This is a genomic window from Streptomyces populi, assembly GCF_002911015.1.
Lineage (GTDB): Bacteria > Actinomycetota > Actinomycetes > Streptomycetales > Streptomycetaceae > Streptomyces > Streptomyces populi.
The window spans coordinates 1-16696 of record NZ_KZ626874.1; the positions used below are offsets into that span (position 1 = coordinate 1).

A 16696-nucleotide genomic window follows, 5' to 3' on the forward strand; every position below is an offset into this window, starting at 1 on the left:
CAGGGCATCCCGATCCTCGCCGACATGGCCTACATCGGTGCGGGCGACTGGGTCACCACTGCCAAGCGCCGCCCGCCAGGCGGTGAACTCACCCTCACCGAGCGGACCCAGAACCGGGCTCTGTCCGCAGCCTGGGCACCCGTCGAACGAGGCATGGCACGACTGAAGTCCTGGCAGATCTTCCGCAGATCCCGCATCAGCCCCAACCGCATGAGCGTCATCACCAAAGCCGTCCTCACCCTGGAGAAGCAACGCTGAAAACGCTCACTGATCGGGTGACGCCGGTGAGGACGAGGTGAGGGCCGCAACGCACAAGGCCCCCGGGCCGTTGGGGGAGGTGTTCGAAGTCTCAACCCATTGGCACAGGAGCCCTGTTGGTTCTCCATCCTGCCGCACTCGACCTCTCGCCCGCCCTGCCGGGCCGCACCCACGACCTGACCGCAGCCCGCACCCACCGCATCATCCGGATCTGCGAACGCCAGGGCGTCCCGATCCTGGCCGACCGCGCCTACCAAGACGCCGACCCCCGGCATCACGGCACCCGACGGACGCGCGCGGCTGGACCGCCCCTGCCGTTCCCCTGATCCGACGCTCGAGCCGAGCCGAGGCGCCGCCGCCATCGCCGCGCACCTGAGGTCAGGCCGTCCGTCGATCGCAGGCGCCGCACGCCTCGCCAACACCCGCGAGCGGACCGACACACCGGCACAAGTCGGCCAGGGAACCTGTGACAGACCCCTTCGAAGTGAACAAGGGCATCCGGTGGAGACGCCGTGACAGGATGTCGACGTTTCACCGGACGGCTGGATGTAGTCAACTCAAGGGGGATATAGGGAAGATGAAGATATTTCGGCGGCGCGGAGCCTCTCAGGGCCGGGATCGTACCGAGCAGGCGATCCAGGAGTACCGGACGGCCTACGAACGGGGGCTCGCCGCCGAGCAGAGCCAGGGGCCGGCACAGGCGCTGGCCGAGTTCGTGCGGGCGCAGCACGCCCTGGACCGTTTGGACGCCGCCTCCCCGGACCTGCCTGAGGTTCCCCAGGCCAGAGCGGGACTGCTCTACGCCATGGGACGGGCCAGGACTGATGTCGGAGACGTGACCGGTGCAGTCGCAGCCCTGGACCAGGCCGAGGAGCTGTACCAGCGGATGGAGTCGGAGCAGCTTGCCACCCGGAAGGAGGGTGAGCAGCGGGGTGACCGGCAGGAGACGGGTCCCGTTCCCGCGGTCTTGCTGACGGCCGATGTCCGGCTACGAAGGGCCCGGGCCTATGCCGAGTGGGACCGTCCCTTCAGCGCCCTCAGCGATCTGGACATGTCGATCGGTGGGTACATGCGGGCGGGAGCCTTCACTCCCTTCTCGGACCGGTCCGGGGACGCGGCCCGGATCCTCGCGGTCGGGGCGGGGATCCAACTGCGGGTAGGGGACCATGAACTGGCTCTGGAATGCGGCCAGGAGTCCCTCGCCCGATACCAGGAGATGGGCGGGATCGGCCCTGAGGCGATCCCGTACGCGATCGGTTTCGCCGCCCCGGTCGTCTCCATGCTGGAGGCGGCGCGTGGGCAGTGGGACGCGGCGCTGGCCGTGGACGGCTTGATTCTGGAGGCCGCAGAACTCGGCCGGGGCGGGAGTTCCGGGGCTCATGCCCGGATCGGTGTCCACCTGAGAGAGGCCGGGCGGGATGCGGAGGCGGCCGGACATCTGGCCATGGCCGCCCGCGGGTCGCATGATCGGATCGCGGAGATGGAGCGGGAGTTCGGGTCGGTGCTTGCGCCGAGTCTGCGGGAGGTGCTGCTGGAAGCGGAGCGGACGGAGTCCGCGAGGCTCGCAGGCGGCGTGCGGGCCGGCGCTCTGGATCCGCCGGAGATCCGGACGCTGCGACTCTCCCTCTGCGGCGGGGACGGAGCCAGGTTCTCGGCTACCGGCCGGATGAACGTGGTCAATGCTGTGCCACGTCAGGTCACTTCGCTCGCCCGGATCGGCCACCAGCTGATCGCATCCGACCGCCTTCCCGCGGCCCTGCGCGTACTCTGGGAGGCACTGCTCCTCTGCGATGCCGCCCGCCGCTGGACCACCTTGAACACCGGCGACTCCACCGCGACCGTGCCGCTGCGCGAGGCCGAGGAGAGAGCCTTGGCCGGAGCGGCCGTTCTCGTCGACATACTGGAACGAGCCGGGGATCCGATGAGCGACGCGCTCACCGCCGACCTGAGGAACGCCAGGGAACGCCTGGGCCTGTCGGCACACTGAGTATTTTCAGCGCTGACGGTCCTGGTGTCGGAGGGAGACCGACTTGCGGGTGCGGTGACGTTGTCATTACGAGGCCGTCGGGCTCGTTGCTCTTCGTCTGACTGGTCGTTGAGCGTGACTGGTCGTTGAGCGCGGCATGACTACGTGGGACGACGAGGGGACACCCTTGGTGGCCTTCGCACGGCTGACGGACGCCTCCTGGCTGGACAGCGACGACGGTGACCGCCGAGGGCGTGGTGAACTTCTTGGCTATGGCTCAGCGCAGCCCGGCTCCGGCCGGGGAGGCGACCTGCCCGGCGGACGATCGTCGGCAGGCAGGGCCCGGCTGGTCATGGTTGCCGTGGCGGCGCTCACGGTCGTTGCCGCTCTGGCGGTGTCGCTGGTCCGACCGGACACCGTGGCGCCGGCGCCCCTCGGCTACCTGGGGTGCTACGACTGGGCGAGGGTAATGGTGGCAGTGACCCGTTTGCCGGGTAACAAGACCCGCGAGGCGTCGCATCCGATCTCCAGAGTCTGGCCCGATCAGCAGGCCGGTCCGTCCGATCCGCTCGACATCGAGATGATGGTGCGCCATGCCTGGCAGAACCGGAAGGAACCGTCCGTCCGCTGAGGGACACGTCTCATGCTCTGTCCCGCGATGGTGGAAAGAGCCGGGAGGTACCGTCACGAGCCCGGTTGCGGTGTGCCTCGGCACGATCTGTTCCCGCGAAGCCGGCTGCCCTACGGGGCCGCGGGCGGGGTCTTCCTTTTCCGGCGTGCCCGGCCTCTCCTCGATGCGGCTGTGCTGCGAGTTCCGGGCCCCGACGTTTGTCGGCGGCCGGTCGGCGCCCGGCAACCGAGTCGTCCACCTCGTGCAGGAGCGTACGCGGCTGATCATCGCCTTGCACGACCGCTCTTGCCGGACAGCGGCGGAACGTCCGACATGGACCTGCGCGGTCTGTTGCAGCAGGGGTCGGTGCGGCCAGCGCCGGGCGAGGACGTGCAGCGGGGACGTAGCCGCGGCCGGGGAGTTGGAGGCGGCCACGCGGTCGTGGCAGGCCGCCGCCGATCCTCGAGTGCCAAAACCACGTGGCCGACGGGCGGCAGCGGCAGGCCCTGGCGGGCGATGTCGTCCCAGGCGATCCCGACGCCGGTGTGGCAGGAGCGGAACCGTCTCAGGGTCTCCGGCGGGCAGCCGCATCGAGCGCCGAGTGTCCGAGCACCCCCTGCCGGATGTAGTTCTTGCCATTCGGTACTCCGTCGTCCGAGCCGACGGCCGCTGTCCGTCGGGGGCTGCGGCCGCCGGCGTCAGGTGGTGAAGACCTTGCCCGGGTTGAGGATGCCCGCCGGATCCCACACCCGCTTGATGCCACGGTGCAGGTCCAGTACCGCCGGGCCCAGTTCGTCGGCCAGGCCGCGCATCTTCAGCAGGCCCACGCCGTGCTCGCCGGTGACCGTGCCTCCCAGAGCGAGCGCCTGGTCGACGACCTCTTCGAACACCCCGCGGCAGCGGGCGAGTTCCCGCTCGTCGCCGCGCGGCACGACCAGCATCGGGTGCAGGTTGCCGTCCCCGGCGTGCGCCAGGGTGGCGATGTGCACGCCGTGCCGCGCAGCGATGTCCTCGAGGCGGGCGAGCATCTCGGGCAGGAGACTGCGGGGGACGCAGACGTCCTCGCTGAGCACCATGCCCAGGCGTTCCAGCGCGGGGTAGACCAGGCGCCGGGCCGCGAACAGGGCGTCCGCCTCGGCCGGGTCGCCGGACCGCGCGCTCCAGGTGGCACCGGCCGCCTCGAAGCAGGCCAGCACGGTGTCCGCCTCCTGTGCGCCCACCGCGCCGGGCGCATCACAGCGGGCCAGCAACAGCACGTCGCCACCGTCGGTGAGGCCCATGTTCTTCCACTCGTCGACGGCGCGCAGGGAGAAACGGTCCACGAGTTCCAGGGCGCTCGGGACCACACCGGAGGCCACCGCCCGGGCGACGGCCCGGCCGGCGCTCTGCAGGTCGGCGAAGTAGCCCACGACGGTGTGCTCCTGGGTGCGCTCGCCCCGCAGCCGCACCGTGACCTCGGTGACCAGGCCCAAGGTGCCCTCCGAACCGACCAGCAGACCGGCCAGTTCGAAACCGGCCGAGCTCTTGGCGGTGCGCCGTCCCAGCCGGACCACGTCACCGCGACCGGTGACCACCTCGAGGCCCAGCACGTAGTCCCGGGTGACGCCGTACTTCACGCAGCACAGTCCGCCCGCGTTGGTGGCGACGTTCCCGCCGATGGTGGACCAGGGGGCGCTGGCCGGATCCGGCGGGTACCAGAGGCCCTTGGCGGCACACGCGGCACGCAGGTCCTCGTTGACGACGCCGGGCTGCACGACGGCCAGCCGCTCGTCCGGGTCGATGCGCAGGACCCGGTCCATCGCCGAGAAGGACACCACCACCGCGCCCTCGACCGCGTTGGCGCCGCCGGACAGGCCGGTGCCGGCCCCGCGGGCCACCACCGGCACGCCGCGCTCCGCGCAGTAGGCCACGACGGCCGCCACCTCGGCGGTGTCGTGGGGCTGCACCACGGCCGCCGGGAGCGCGTAGGGCGCGCCCGCCGCTTCGTCGTGGGCGAAGGACGCCACCCGGGACGGGTCGGTGATCACCCGTCCGGCCGGGAGGAGCCCTGCGAGATCAGTCGGTGTCGTGGTCACCCCGGCGAGGTTGGCATCCGGGGCGGCAGCCGTTCAATTGGCCGTTGGTACAGGCCGTGGCGCCTGTACCAACGGCCAATTGCCCGGTCCTCGAGACTTCGGCCAGCCTTGCTCCACGTCAGGTCAAGGCCGTTTCCGCATCAGGTTGAGGCCGTGTCCGCGATCCTCAGGAGGGTGAGTAGATGACGGCAGTGCTGATGGGAATCGGAGGCTTCCTCCCGCCCGTGGCGGTCACGAACGACGACCTCTCCCGCACCCTGGACACTACGGACGAGTGGATCCGTACCAGGACGGGCATCCGGGAGCGGCGGTTCGTCTCCGAGGGGCTGTCGACGGGGAGCATGGCTGTGGCAGCCGGTGAGCGTGCCCTGCGGTCGGCCGATGTGCCCGGGGTGGACGCCGTGGTCGTGGCGACCACCTCGCCCGAGCGTCTTTGCCCTGCGGTGGCGCCGGAGGTGGCGTCGCGGCTGGGTCTGGGACCGCTGGCCGCGTTCGACCTGACCTCGGCGTGCAGCGGCTTCCTGTACGGGCTCGCCACCGCGTCCGGCCTGATCGCCGCCGGCACCGCCGACACCGTGCTTTTCATCGGGTCGGAGGCGTTCACCACTCTCGTGAACCCGGAGGACCGGTCCACGACGCCGATCTTCGGCGACGGCGCGGGTGCGGTCGTCCTGCGCAAGGGCGAACCGGACGAGCCCGGCGCGCTGGGCCCGTTCGACCTCGGCAGCGACGGTGCGCTGGCCGACCTGCTGGCCATTCCGGCGGGCGGTTCCCGGCAGCGTTCCGCCGACGGGGGCCTGGGACACGGCACGGTGCCGACAGGTGACTGGTACCTGCGGATGGAGGGTCGTCCCCTCTACACGCAGGCCGTCGAGCGGATGACGCAGTCGGCGCAGGCGGCCCTCAAACGCGCCGACTGGTCCGCGGCGGACGTCGACTGGTTCGTCGGCCACCAGGCCAACATCCGGATCGTGCGTGCGGTCGCGGAGGAGCTGGATCTTCCCGGGGAGCGGGTCGCGGTGAACATCGACAGGGTCGGCAACACCCTGGCCGCGTCCGTGCCCCTGCTGCTGAACGACTACGTCGCCCGCGGGGACCTGAAGGCGGGTCAGCGGGTGCTGCTCTCCGCCTTCGGGGCCGGTCTGTCCTGGGGCTCGACCACACTCGTGTGGCCGGAGCTCCAGGCGGAGTTCGTCGACTGACGGCTCCTCGGTTCCGCGTCCCCTGTTCCCTCTTCACCTCTCCAACCCCTACAACCTTCCAGGAGGAGACATCATGAGTTCTGCCCACGACTCCGTCGTCGAGGTCTTCGTCGCCCGTTTCGATCTGGACGCCGAGGCGGTGGTGCCCGAGGCCACCTTCGACGACCTCGGTCTCGACTCCCTGTCACAGCTCGAACTGGCCACCGCCCTGAAGAAGCGCCTGGGCGTCGTGATCAGCGACGAGGAGCTGTCCGAGATCTCCACGGTCTCCGACATCGTCGCCCTGGTCGAGAAGAGGGGTGCCACGGTCCGATGACCGGCTTCGCGACCGCCGTCACCGGCATCGGGCTGGTGACTCCCGCCGGTATCGGCGTCAAGGAGAGCTGGGACCGCGTGGTCGAGGGCCGGCCGACGGCGGCGCACCACGCCGATCTGGAGGGCCTGCCGGTGACCATGGCCTGCAGGGTGCCCGATTTCGCCCCGGCCGCTCTCGGGCGCACCGCCTGGCAGTGGGACCGCTACTCCCAGTTCGCCATCGCCGCCACGCGCGAGGCGCTGGACCAGGCCGGGCTCGTCCCGGGCGAGTGGGCGGACAGCTCACGGGTGGCGGTGATCCTGGGCTCCGGCGCCGGCGGCACCGCCACGCTGGAGGCGCAGCACCGCGTACTGCTGGAGGAGGGACCGGAGGAGATCTCCGCCATGACCCTCCCGATGGGGCTGCTCAACATGGCCGCCGGCCAGGTGGCGATCGACATCGGGGCAAACGGGCCGTGCTTGGCCCCCTGCACGGCGTGCGCGGCCGGGGCCAGCGCGATCGGCCTGGGCCGCGAGCTGCTCCGGTCGGGGCTGGCCGACATCGTCGTGGCCGGTGGTGCCGAGGCGCCGATCACGCCGCTGTACCTGTCCTCGTTCGCGAGGATGCGGGCGCTGTCACGACGGCTCGACGATCCGGGGACCGCGTCGCGTCCCTTCGACACGGCCCGCGACGGGTTCGTGCTGGGCGAGGGCGCCGGAGTCGTCGTGCTGGAGTCCGAGGAGCACGCGCGGGCCCGGGGCGTGCGGCCGGTGGCCCGGGTCATCGGGTACGGCGCCTCCGCGGACGCGCACCACGTGACGTCCCCGCACCCGGAGGGCAAGGGCGCCGAACTGGCGGTCCGTGCGGCGCTCGCGGACGCCGGGCTGACCGGCCGGGACATCGGCTACGTCAATGCGCACGGCACCTCGACCCCGCTCAACGACGTCATCGAGGCGGGGGTGATCCACCGGGTGGCCGGCCCGGACGTGCAGGTGAGCTCAACCAAGGGCGTCACCGGGCACCCGCTGGGCGCGGCCGGTTCCATCGAGGCCGTGTTCGCGGCGCTCACCGTGCACCACGGGGTGATTCCGCCGTCGGCGAGTACCGCCGAGGTCGATCCGCAGGTGGAGGTGGACGTCGTGCACGGCGCGGCGCGCCACGCCCGCGTCGACGTGGCCCTGAGCAACTCGTTCGGCTTCGGCGGCCAGAACGCGGCCCTGTTGATCGCCTCGGCCTGACCCTTCCCGAGCTCCGCCTGATCGCGGCGGCTCTCTCCGCCGGTCCCCTCACGACCCCACCGCGGGAGTCACAGCCGCGGGAAAGGACCCACACATGACCTCGTCGGCCTCCGCCGGACTGTCCCGGCTGCTCTTCGACGGCAGGTACGAGCAGACGCACCAGGACCTGCACGAGCTGCTGCTGGACCCCGTCTTCGACTCCCGCGAAGGGCTGAACATGACCCAGGCCGGGAAACTGGCCTACGAACGGTCGCGAGCCGTGCACGCCGGACTGGAACGTCCGCGGGAGATCCTGGCCGATCCATGGCGGCTGTTTGCCTTGGCCGAGTGGCCGTCGCTGGTGGACGTCTCCACGTTCTCGCTGCTGATGGTGCACTACAACCTGGCCTTCGGCACCGTCGTGGAGCACGGTGACCGGGAGGACTTGAAGGACCTGTTCGATGAACTGGACCGGCTGGACTCCTTCAGCCCGTACATGGCCACCGAGCTGGGCTACGGCAACAACGTGGCCGCCCTGCGCACCGAGGCCGTCTACGACCCCGCCACCGAGACGTTCGTCCTGAACACGCCCGACGCCCTCGCGCAGAAGCACATGTCCTACAGCGGGTTCCAGGACGTCCCCAAGCTGGCCGTGGTGATGGCCCGGCTGAAGGCGGACGGCAAGGACCACGGCGTGTACCCGTTCCTCGTCCGGATCAGCGACGGGAAGCAGTTGTGCGAGGGTGTGCACGCCGCGCCGTGCCCGGAGAAGCCGGTGCAGGGCCTCGACAACGGCCTCACCTGGTTCGACAACGTGCGCGTCCCGCGTCGCCAGCTGCTCCATGGCGACATGGGCGGCTTCGACGACGACGGCGTGTTCCGTCCGGCGTCCGGCAATCGGCGCAAGCGGTTCCTGCAGGCGATGAACCGCATTCTGCCCGGCCGGCTGTGCGTGTCCAGCGCGGCGACGGGTGCGGGCAGGGCGAGCGTGTACATCGCGCTGCGGTTCGCGGCGCAGCGGCTCACCAACGCGCCCGGCCGCAACGACCTGCCGATCATCGAGTACCGCAGCCACCAGCTCGCGCTGTACACCGCGCTGTCCCGGACGTACGCGATGACGCTGCTGCTCAACCATGCCAAGCGGGAGTTCACGGCGGCGGCTCAGGACGCCCTCCCCGCCGAGCTGAACCATCTGGTGTCGATCACCAAGGCGCTGTCCACCTGGGAGATGACCGACGTCGTCGCCACCTGCCGGGAGCGCTGCGGTGCGCAGGGCATCTTCAGCGCGAACCGGATCGCGGACTACGGGTCGCTGCTCCAGGGCCTGGTCACCGCGGAGGGTGACAACCAGGTGCTGCTGGCCACCACCGCGGGGCAGATCATCGCGCAGTACGGCGACGGCGACGGCGCCGAGCCGGCCGTGGCTCCCGACCCGGCGGGCCGGGACCTGGGGGACCTCGCGTTCCTGGTGGCGGTGGTACGGCACCGGGAGGCGGAGCTGCTCCGGGAGGCCGCCGCGGCCATGGCGGACGACACCGGCGACCGGACGTACTTCGAGGCCTGGAACGGCACCATCAACACCGGCTTGGAGATGGCCCGGGCCCGGGGCGTGCGGACCGCGCTGGAGTGCTTCGCCGCCGCGGTCGGCACGCTGGAGGACGAGTCGGCGCGGACGGCGCTCGGCCTGCTGGCCGCGCTGTACGGGCTGAGCGAGATGCGCCGGGACGCCGGCTGGTACCTCGCGCGTGGTGTGCTGACCGCCGAGCAGGTGGAGCGGCTGCCCCGGGAGGCGGACCTGCTGTGCGCGCGGCTCCGGCCGTACACCGACGCCCTGATCGGCGGCTTCAACCTCTCCCCGGAGCTGCTGAGGGCGCCGATCGCCGCTGACGACTACGTGAGCGCCTTCCAGCAGCGCACCGGCGCCTTCGGACCGGCCGCCGACGCGGTCGCCGAGGGGAGCTGAGCGTCATGGCGAGGCACAGCTACTTCTGCCCGATCCGCTGGTCGGACATGGACGTATACGGAATCGTCAACAATGTCTCCTATGTGCGCTACCTGGAGGAGGCGCGGGTCGACTTCATCTTCCGGATGGCGCCGAACGACGGCGACGCCTTCTTCAAGGACGGGTCGGTGGTGGTGGAGCACCGGATCCGCTACCGGCGCCAACTGGTCCACCAGCACGAACCGGTGGAGATCGAGATGTGGGTCTCCGATCTCCAGTCGGCGACGGTGGCCGTCGACTACGTGGTCCGCGACGGCGACACCGTGTACGCCACCGCCTCGACCGTGATGGCGCCGTTCGACTACCGGGCCGGGCGGCCCCGGCGGCTGACCGAGGAAGAGATCCGCTTCTTCGAGAAATACCTCGAGCAGACACCGGCGGCCGACTGAGATGCGGCTGCTGCGGATCGGACCGCCGGGCGGTGAGCGGCCCTGCGCGGTGGGCCCCGGCGGCGTCGTGCGGGACCTGTCCTCGTGGGTGCCGGACTGGACGGGCGCGGCCCTGGACCCCGACGCGCTACAGGAGACGGCGGCGCGGCTGGCACGGGAGGCCGCAGGGCTGCCGGAGGTCGACTTGGCCGCCGGGCGGGTCGGCCCGCCCGTCCGGCCGGGCGGGCATCTGCTGTCGATCGGACTCAACTACCGGGCCCACGCCGCCGAGGCGGGCCTGGCAGTGCCCGGCGAGCCGATCGTGGCCAGCAAGGCGCCGACCACGCTGGTCGGCCCGTACGACGACCTGCTGCTGCCGCCGGGCGGTGAGAAGACGGACTGGGAGGTCGAGCTGGCCGTGGTGATCGGCCGGCGCGCGCAGTATCTGCCGGACCCCGCCTCCGCGCTGCGCCATGTCGCGGGGTACGCCACCGGCAACGACGTGTCGGAGCGGAGCTGGCTCCTGGAACGCGGTGGGCAGTGGGTGAAGGGCAAGTCCTTCGAGTCGTTCAGTCCGCTGGGCCCGTACCTGGTCACCCCGGACGAGGTGGGCGACCCGGGCCGACTGCGGCTGACCTGCCGGGTCAACGGCCGGATGATGCAGGGCGGGTCCACCGCGGACATGGTCTTCGACGTGTCCCACCTGCTCTGGTACCTGAGCCAGTGCATGGTGCTGCACCCCGGTGACGTGGTGCTGACCGGGACGCCTGGCGGCGTCGCGCTGGGCCGCCCCGACCAGCCGTACCTGCGGGCCGGTGACGTGGTGGAGGCGGAAGTGTCGGGGCTGGGCGCACAGCGGCAGCGGTGCCGGGCGGTGGTCCTGGGCGACGCCGGGACGGCCGCCCCTGTCCTGCCTGCCGCCTCCGCACGGACCCGGTCGTGACCGGGTGTCGGCCCGGCGCGGTCCGCACCACCCCGGGCCCCGCCGACCACGGCGCCTGTGAGTGCGTAGATCGCGGAAGGAGAGGAAACGGATGACCGTCCAGCAGGAAATCACGGAGCAGTTGCCGGGCCCGCGCACCGACATCCGGGCGCGGGTGGCCGACCTCCATGTGACCAGGGAAGGGGCGCGCGGCGGTCCGAGCGAGCGCGCGACCCGGGCCCAGCACGCCAAAGGCAAACTGACCGCCCGCGAACGGATCGGCGTACTGCTGGACGCGGGGTCGTTCAACGAGATCGAGCAGCTGCGTCGGCACCGGGCGGTCGGCTTCGGCATCGAGGACCGCAGACCGCACACGGACGGCGTGATCGCGGGCTGGGGGACCGTCGAGGGCCGCACCGTGTTCGTGTACGCGCACGACTTCCGGATCTTCGGTGGGGCGCTCGGCGAAGCGCACGCGGAGAAGATCCAGAAAGTCATGGACATGGCCATCGCGGCCGGTGCTCCCCTAGTCTCGCTCAACGACGGTGCCGGAGCGCGCATCCAGGAGGGCGTCTCGGCCCTGGCCGGCTATGGCGGCATCTTCCGCCGCAATGTGCGGGCCTCGGGGGTGATCCCGCAGATCTCGGTGATCCTGGGCCCGTGCGCGGGTGGCTCGGCCTACTCTCCCGCCCTGACCGACTTCGTGTTCATGGTCCGCGGCACCTCGCAGATGTTCATCACCGGACCCGACGTGGTCAAGGCCGTCACCGGCGAGGACGTCAGCCAGGAGAACCTCGGGGGCGCCGATGTCCACGCGGAGCTGTCGGGTGTCGCGCATTTCGTGTACGAGGACGAGTGGACCTGCCTGGGTGAGGTCCGGTACCTGCTGTCCCTGCTGCCGTCCAACAACCGGCAGAACCCGCCGTCCGTGCCGTGCGTCGACCCGGACGACCGGCGCAACGACGCCCTCCTCGGCCTGGTTCCGGCCGAGGGCCGGCTGCCGTACGACATGCGCCGGGTGATCGAGGAGATCGTCGACCACGGCGATTTCCTGGAGGTCCACGAGGGGTGGGCACGCAACGTCGTGTGCGGGCTGGCCCGGCTCGGCGGCCAAGTGGTGGGCATCGTCGCCAACCAGCCGCTCGCTCTGGCCGGGGTGCTCGACATCAAGGCCAGCGAGAAGGCCGCCCGGTTCGTGCGGACGTGCGACGCCTTCAACATCCCTCTGCTGTCGCTGGTGGACGTGCCGGGCTTCCTGCCCGGGGTGGACCAGGAGCACGAGGGGGTGATCCGCCGCGGAGCCAAGCTGTTGTACGCCTACTGCGAGGCCACGGTGGCGCGGGTCCAGTTGATCTTGCGCAAGGCGTACGGCGGCGCGTACATCGTCATGGACTCCCGCTCGATCGGCGCCGACCTCTCCTACGCCTGGCCGACCAACGAGATCGCGGTGATGGGCGCCGAGGGCGCCGCAAACGTCATCTTCCGCAAGCGGATCGCCGAGGCCGACGACCCGGAGGCCCTGCGCGCCCAGCTGGTCAAGGAGTACCGGTCCGAGCTGATGCATCCCTACTACGCGGCCGAGCGCGGTCTCGTCGACGACGTGATCGACCCCGTCGAGACCCGGGCGCTGCTCATCCGCGCCTTCCGGATGCTGCGGAGCAAGCACGTGGACCAGCCGTCCCGCAAGCACGCCAACATTCCCCTGTGACAACCCGTGATCCCATGCCCCGGAGCGCACCCATGACCATCACCTTCACCACCGAGACCGCTGTCCGCCGGCCGGCCGCCGAGCGGGCGGCACTGATGGAGTCACCCGCCTTTGGCGAGGCGTTCACCGATCACATGATCAGCATCGACTGGGAACGGGACCAGGGCTGGCACAACGCCCGGCTGCACCCGTACGGGCCGCTGGTGCTCGACCCGTCGGCCCAGGTGTTCCACTACGGCCAGGAGGTCTTCGAGGGCATGAAGGCGTACCGGCGCCAGGACGGCACGGTGGTGACCTTCCGCCCCGACGCCAACGCGGTCCGGCTGAACCGCTCGTGCGCGCGCATGGCGATGCCGCCGCTGCCCGAGGAAACCTTCGTCGAGGCTCTCGAGACGCTGGTCGGCGCCGACCGCGACTGGGTCCCGGACCGGCCCGGGCACAGCCTCTACCTGCGCCCCTTCATGATCGCCACCCAGCCCACCATCGGCTTCTACGGCCCTTCATCCGCCTACCGGTTCATGGTGATCGCCTCGCCCGCGGCCTCCTACTTCACGGCCGGGGCGAAACCGCTCACCGTGTGGCTCTCCCAGGACTACACCCGGGCGGCCCCCGGCGGCACCGGTGAGGCCAAGTGCGGCGGCAACTACGCGGGAACGCTGGTCGCACAGGCGCAGGCCAAGGAGATGGGCTGCGACCAAGTGGTCTGGCTGGACTCGGCGGAACGCCGCTGGGTGGACGAGATGGGCACCAGCAACCTCTTCTTCGTCTACGGCGACCGGCTGGTGACTCCGGAGCTGTCCGGGACGCTGCTGGCGGGCGTCACCCGGGACTCGGTGCTGACCCTGGCGGCCGAGCTCGGCCACCGGGCCGAGGAGGGACGGATCAGTGTGGAGCAGTGGCAGGCCGACGCGGAGTCGGGAGAACTGACCGAGGTGTTCTCCTGCGGCACCTCGTCGATGATCACCCCGGTCGGCTTCGTCCGGAGCGCGGACGGGGACTGGACGATCGGCGGCGGCGTGCCCGGCCCGGTCACCGAGCGGCTGCGCGCGGAGCTGACGGGGATCCAGGACGGTTCGCGACCCGACCCGTTCGGCTGGGTCCACAAGATCGCCTGACCGGCGTCCGCCGGGTCCGGGCCGACCGAAGATACAGAAGGGTGCGTGGAAGACATGAGCCGTTCGGTCCTCGTGACCGGAGGAAACCGGGGAATCGGCCTCGCCGTGGCGCGTGCCTTCGCGCAGGCCGGCGACAAGGTCTCGCTGACCTACCGCACGGGTGAACCGCCACGGGCCGCGACCGACCTCGGCTGCCTCGCCGTCACCTGCGACGTCACCGACTCCGCGCAGGTGGAGCGGGCGTTCAATGAGGTGGAAGCGGCACACGGTCCGGTGGAGGTGCTGGTGGCCAACGCCGGCATCACCCGGGACCGGCTGCTGCTGCGGATGGCCGAGAAGGACTTCACGGACGTGATGGACACCAACGTGACGGGCGTCTTCCGGGTGGTCAAGCGGGCCGCCGAGGAGATGGTCGACGCCCGGCGGGGACGGATCGTCCTGATCTCCTCGGCGGTCGGCCTGCTGGGCGCGGCCGGGCAGGCCAACTACGCGGCTTCGAAGGCGAGTCTGGTCGGCTTCGCCCGGTCCGTCGCCCGCGAACTGGGCACACGGGGGGTCACCTGCAACGTGGTGGCGCCGGGCATGGTCGACACCGACATGACCAAGGTGCTCGACGGGAAGCAGCGGGCGGCCGTCCTGGGCAAGGTACCGCTGGGACGCGGCGCAGAGCCGGCGGAGGTGGCGGCCGCGGTCCGGTACCTCGCCTCCGAGGACGCCGCCTACATCACCGGGGCCGTCCTGCCCGTGGACGGCGGCTGGGGCATGGGGCACTGAAGCCGGGCCGTGCGCGTGCTCAGGAGTGCTCCGAGACGAGTACCGCGCGCGTGCCGGGCTCCAGCGCGCGAAAGACGTGCGGGACGTCGGCCGGGTAGCTGATGTAGTCGCCCGGGTGCAGTTCCACCGGTTCGTCGGCGGTGCCCACCAGGGCCCGGCCGGTGCCGATCACGACGTGCTCCACGACGCCAGGCATGTGCGGGGCGGAGGAGCGCTGCGGACCCGGTTCGGCCGCGATGCTGTAGACGTCCCGCCGCGCCCCCGGGGGAGAGGCGGCCAGCAGGGTGGCGCGGTAATCGCTCTGCGCCGAACCGATGGCCGGTCCCTCGCCCGCGCGGATCACCTGGACGGGGGGACGGGAGGCGGCCAGCAGTCGGGAGAAGGGGATCTCCAGCGCCACGCACAGCGCCCACAGCGTCTCCAGGCTGGGATTGCCGGTGCCGGACTCCAGTTGCGAGAGCGTGGACTTGGCGAGCCCGGCACGTCGGGCGACCTCGGTGAGGGAGAGCCCCGCCCGGACCCGTTCCGCCCGCAGGGAGGCGGCGATCATCGCCAGGGGCGGCTTGAGAGGGGGGTCGACGTCGGACACGCGTGTTCGCTCCAATGGTCAATCGTTCGCCTTGACGAACAGCCTCCAGGGTGTTCACTATAAACGCCATGCGTACGTTATGGGAAACACTGGGCAAGGGGCCGTTGCGGGACATCGCGCTCGTCTGCATGGCCGTGGGGGTCATCGGTCTGTCGTACGGAGCCATCGCGGTCACCTCGGGCTTCCCCTGGTGGTTCCCGGTGCTCATGGGCGCCCTCGTCCTGGCGGCGTCGTCCGAGTTCCTCTTCGTCGGGATCATCGCCGCCGGGGGGAGCCCGATCGCCGCGCTGCTGGCGGGCCTGCTGGTCAACGCCCGCCACCTGCCGTTCGGTCTGGCGGTGCCCGACGTGCTCGGGCGGGGCTGGCGCAGGTTGCTCGGCACGCACCTGATGAACGACGAGACGGTCGTCTTCGCCATCGCCCAGGAGGGGCTCGCCCGCAAGCGGGCCGCGTACTGGGCCTGCGGCCTCGGCATCCTGGCCTGCTGGCCCGTCGGCGCCGCGCTCGGCGCGCTGCTCGGCAGCGTCGTCCGGGACACCGATGCCCTCGGCCTGGACGCCATGTTCCCCGCGGTGATCCTGGCCCTGATCCTGCCCGCGATGAAGGACCGGGCGCTGCGGCGGACCGCGCTGGCCGGCTCGGTGATCGCGCTGGCCCTCACCGCCTTCCTGCCGGCCGGGCTGCCGGTCCTGGTCGCGCTGGCCGCGCTGCCGCTGTTCCGGGTGAAGAGCCTCGAAGGAGCAGCGCGATGAGCGGTCCCTTTCCCCTGCTGCCGACGCTGGCGGCGATGTTCGCCCTGGCGGCCGGAACCTTCCTGCTGCGCCTCTCCGGTCCTGCCCTGCGGGCGAAGGTCACCTTCCCGAAGCAGGTCGAGAAGCTGCTGGAGGTCTCGGCGGTCGTGCTGCTCGCCGCACTGACGGCCACGGCGGCGCTCACCGAGGGCGACGGCTTCGCCGGTGCGGCCCGGGCGATCGGGGTACTGGTCGGCGGAGTGCTCGCCTGGCGCAGGGCGCCCTTTCTGGTCGTCGTCCTCGCGGCGGCCGGGGCGGCGGCGCTCCTGCGGCTCGCCGGCATTCCGTGACATCGCCCGAGCACCCTCGAAGAGCGCCTGGAGGCACCTCTCCGGGCGCTCTCGGCCATTTCACCGCCTTCCGAGAATTCAAGCCGCATGGCGAAATTCAGCAAGTTATCTCATATATTGGACATGATATTGCTCGCCCCGGTGACAAATGGGTAACTTGACGTAAGGCGACGATCTCCAGGGGTCGGCCACCCGTGTATGCGTTGCTCGGCTTTTGTTCGGGATGCCGTTCCATCGAGATGTTCGGGGGGAATCATCGTGGGTGGGGGAGCCGGACTCCTTCCGTTACTCGCAGCGCAGGAATCCCGCCATATGCCCAGATCGCGTCGGTCGTTCGCCTCGCCGCCCGCTCCCCGCAGGCGCCCGCAATTCCCTGCCGACGTCGACGTCGGCCCCGCGCCCTAGCGGCCGCCCGCAATTTCGAGGGAGCTCCGGTAAATCGCGGACGAAATTCCGCCATTTGCTGCGCCCATATCGAGCCGCCCGGAACGAGGCGAATCGGCGGGTTGGTTCT

At 71.0% G+C, this 16696-nt stretch carries 16 protein-coding genes and 1 pseudogene; 15 read left to right on the forward strand and 2 right to left on the reverse strand.

From position 1 onward, the window contains the following. The 4 genes and pseudogenes from CW362_RS19190 to CW362_RS19205 all read left to right on the forward strand — a co-directional run. On the forward strand, positions 1-258 hold a 258-nt coding region (locus CW362_RS19190), incomplete at its 5' end, for a transposase family protein (protein ID WP_162684126.1). 137 nt (positions 259-395) lie between these two features. Next, positions 396-521, forward strand: a pseudogene (locus tag CW362_RS19195) (IS5/IS1182 family transposase); the annotation flags it as partial. 203 nt (positions 522-724) lie between these two features. Beyond that, on the forward strand, positions 725-2245 hold the full coding sequence (locus tag CW362_RS19200) for a hypothetical protein (protein WP_162684127.1): 1521 nt from the start codon (positions 725-727) through the stop codon (positions 2243-2245). A gap of 136 nt (positions 2246-2381) precedes the next feature. Then, positions 2382-2855 carry a hypothetical protein gene (locus tag CW362_RS19205; protein WP_103550745.1) on the forward strand — a complete coding sequence of 158 codons (474 nt, stop codon included), beginning with the start codon at positions 2382-2384 and terminating at the stop codon, positions 2853-2855. A gap of 677 nt (positions 2856-3532) precedes the next feature. On the opposite strand, the gene CW362_RS19210 is transcribed toward CW362_RS19205, so the two are convergent. Then, a complete protein-coding gene (locus CW362_RS19210) occupies positions 3533-4909 on the reverse strand; it encodes an FAD-binding oxidoreductase (protein ID WP_103550746.1) in 1377 nt (458 codons plus the stop codon). Between the two features lie 182 nt (positions 4910-5091). Between CW362_RS19210 and CW362_RS19215 the strand changes: the two genes are divergently transcribed. The 9 genes from CW362_RS19215 to fabG all read left to right on the forward strand — a co-directional run bounded on the left by CW362_RS19215 (position 5092) and on the right by fabG (position 14512). Next, complete coding sequence (locus tag CW362_RS19215; RefSeq protein WP_206300994.1) at positions 5092-6111, forward strand: beta-ketoacyl-ACP synthase III; 1020 nt, start codon at positions 5092-5094, stop codon at positions 6109-6111. Positions 6112-6184: 73 nt separating this feature from the next. Continuing rightward, positions 6185-6427: an acyl carrier protein gene (locus CW362_RS19220; protein ID WP_103550748.1), complete on the forward strand. Its 243-nt coding sequence runs from the start codon at positions 6185-6187 to the stop codon at positions 6425-6427. Beyond that, a complete protein-coding gene (locus CW362_RS19225) occupies positions 6424-7644 on the forward strand; it encodes a beta-ketoacyl-[acyl-carrier-protein] synthase family protein (RefSeq protein ID WP_103550749.1) in 1221 nt (406 codons plus the stop codon). Before CW362_RS19220 ends, CW362_RS19225 begins: the two co-directional genes overlap by 4 nt. A 94-nt stretch (positions 7645-7738) precedes the next feature. Next, positions 7739-9586: an acyl-CoA dehydrogenase family protein gene (locus CW362_RS19230; RefSeq protein ID WP_103550750.1), complete on the forward strand. Its 1848-nt coding sequence runs from the start codon at positions 7739-7741 to the stop codon at positions 9584-9586. A 5-nt stretch (positions 9587-9591) separates the two neighbouring features. Further along, positions 9592-10014: an acyl-CoA thioesterase gene (locus CW362_RS19235; protein WP_103550751.1), complete on the forward strand. Its 423-nt coding sequence runs from the start codon at positions 9592-9594 to the stop codon at positions 10012-10014. 1 nt (position 10015) lies between these two features. Beyond that, a complete protein-coding gene (locus tag CW362_RS19240) occupies positions 10016-10936 on the forward strand; it encodes a fumarylacetoacetate hydrolase family protein (protein ID WP_103550752.1) in 921 nt (306 codons plus the stop codon). Between the two features lie 91 nt (positions 10937-11027). Continuing rightward, positions 11028-12623, forward strand: a complete 1596-nt coding sequence (locus tag CW362_RS19245) for an acyl-CoA carboxylase subunit beta (RefSeq protein ID WP_103550753.1) — start codon at positions 11028-11030, stop codon at positions 12621-12623. 32 nt (positions 12624-12655) lie between these two features. Continuing rightward, the gene (locus tag CW362_RS19250; protein ID WP_103550754.1) at positions 12656-13738 is read left to right on the forward strand and encodes a branched-chain amino acid aminotransferase; all 1083 of its coding nucleotides are present in this window, start codon (positions 12656-12658) and stop codon (positions 13736-13738) included. Positions 13739-13792: 54 nt separating this feature from the next. After that, the gene (gene fabG / locus CW362_RS19255) at positions 13793-14512 is read left to right on the forward strand and encodes a 3-oxoacyl-ACP reductase FabG (RefSeq protein ID WP_103550755.1); all 720 of its coding nucleotides are present in this window, start codon (positions 13793-13795) and stop codon (positions 14510-14512) included. Between the two features lie 19 nt (positions 14513-14531). Here the strand turns inward: fabG and CW362_RS19260 are convergent, their stop codons facing one another. Next, positions 14532-15062 carry a helix-turn-helix domain-containing protein gene (locus CW362_RS19260; protein WP_103550800.1) on the reverse strand — a complete coding sequence of 177 codons (531 nt, stop codon included), beginning with the start codon at positions 15060-15062 and terminating at the stop codon, positions 14532-14534. 107 nt (positions 15063-15169) lie between these two features. Here CW362_RS19260 and CW362_RS19265 point away from each other — a divergent pair, with 107 nt between their 5' ends. Both CW362_RS19265 and CW362_RS19270 read left to right on the forward strand, forming a co-directional pair. After that, on the forward strand, positions 15170-15853 hold the full coding sequence (locus CW362_RS19265; RefSeq protein ID WP_103550756.1) for an AzlC family ABC transporter permease: 684 nt from the start codon (positions 15170-15172) through the stop codon (positions 15851-15853). After that, the gene (locus tag CW362_RS19270; protein ID WP_167455625.1) at positions 15850-16182 is read left to right on the forward strand and encodes an AzlD domain-containing protein; all 333 of its coding nucleotides are present in this window, start codon (positions 15850-15852) and stop codon (positions 16180-16182) included. Before CW362_RS19265 ends, CW362_RS19270 begins: the two co-directional genes overlap by 4 nt. Positions 16183-16696: the final 514 nt, after the last annotated feature.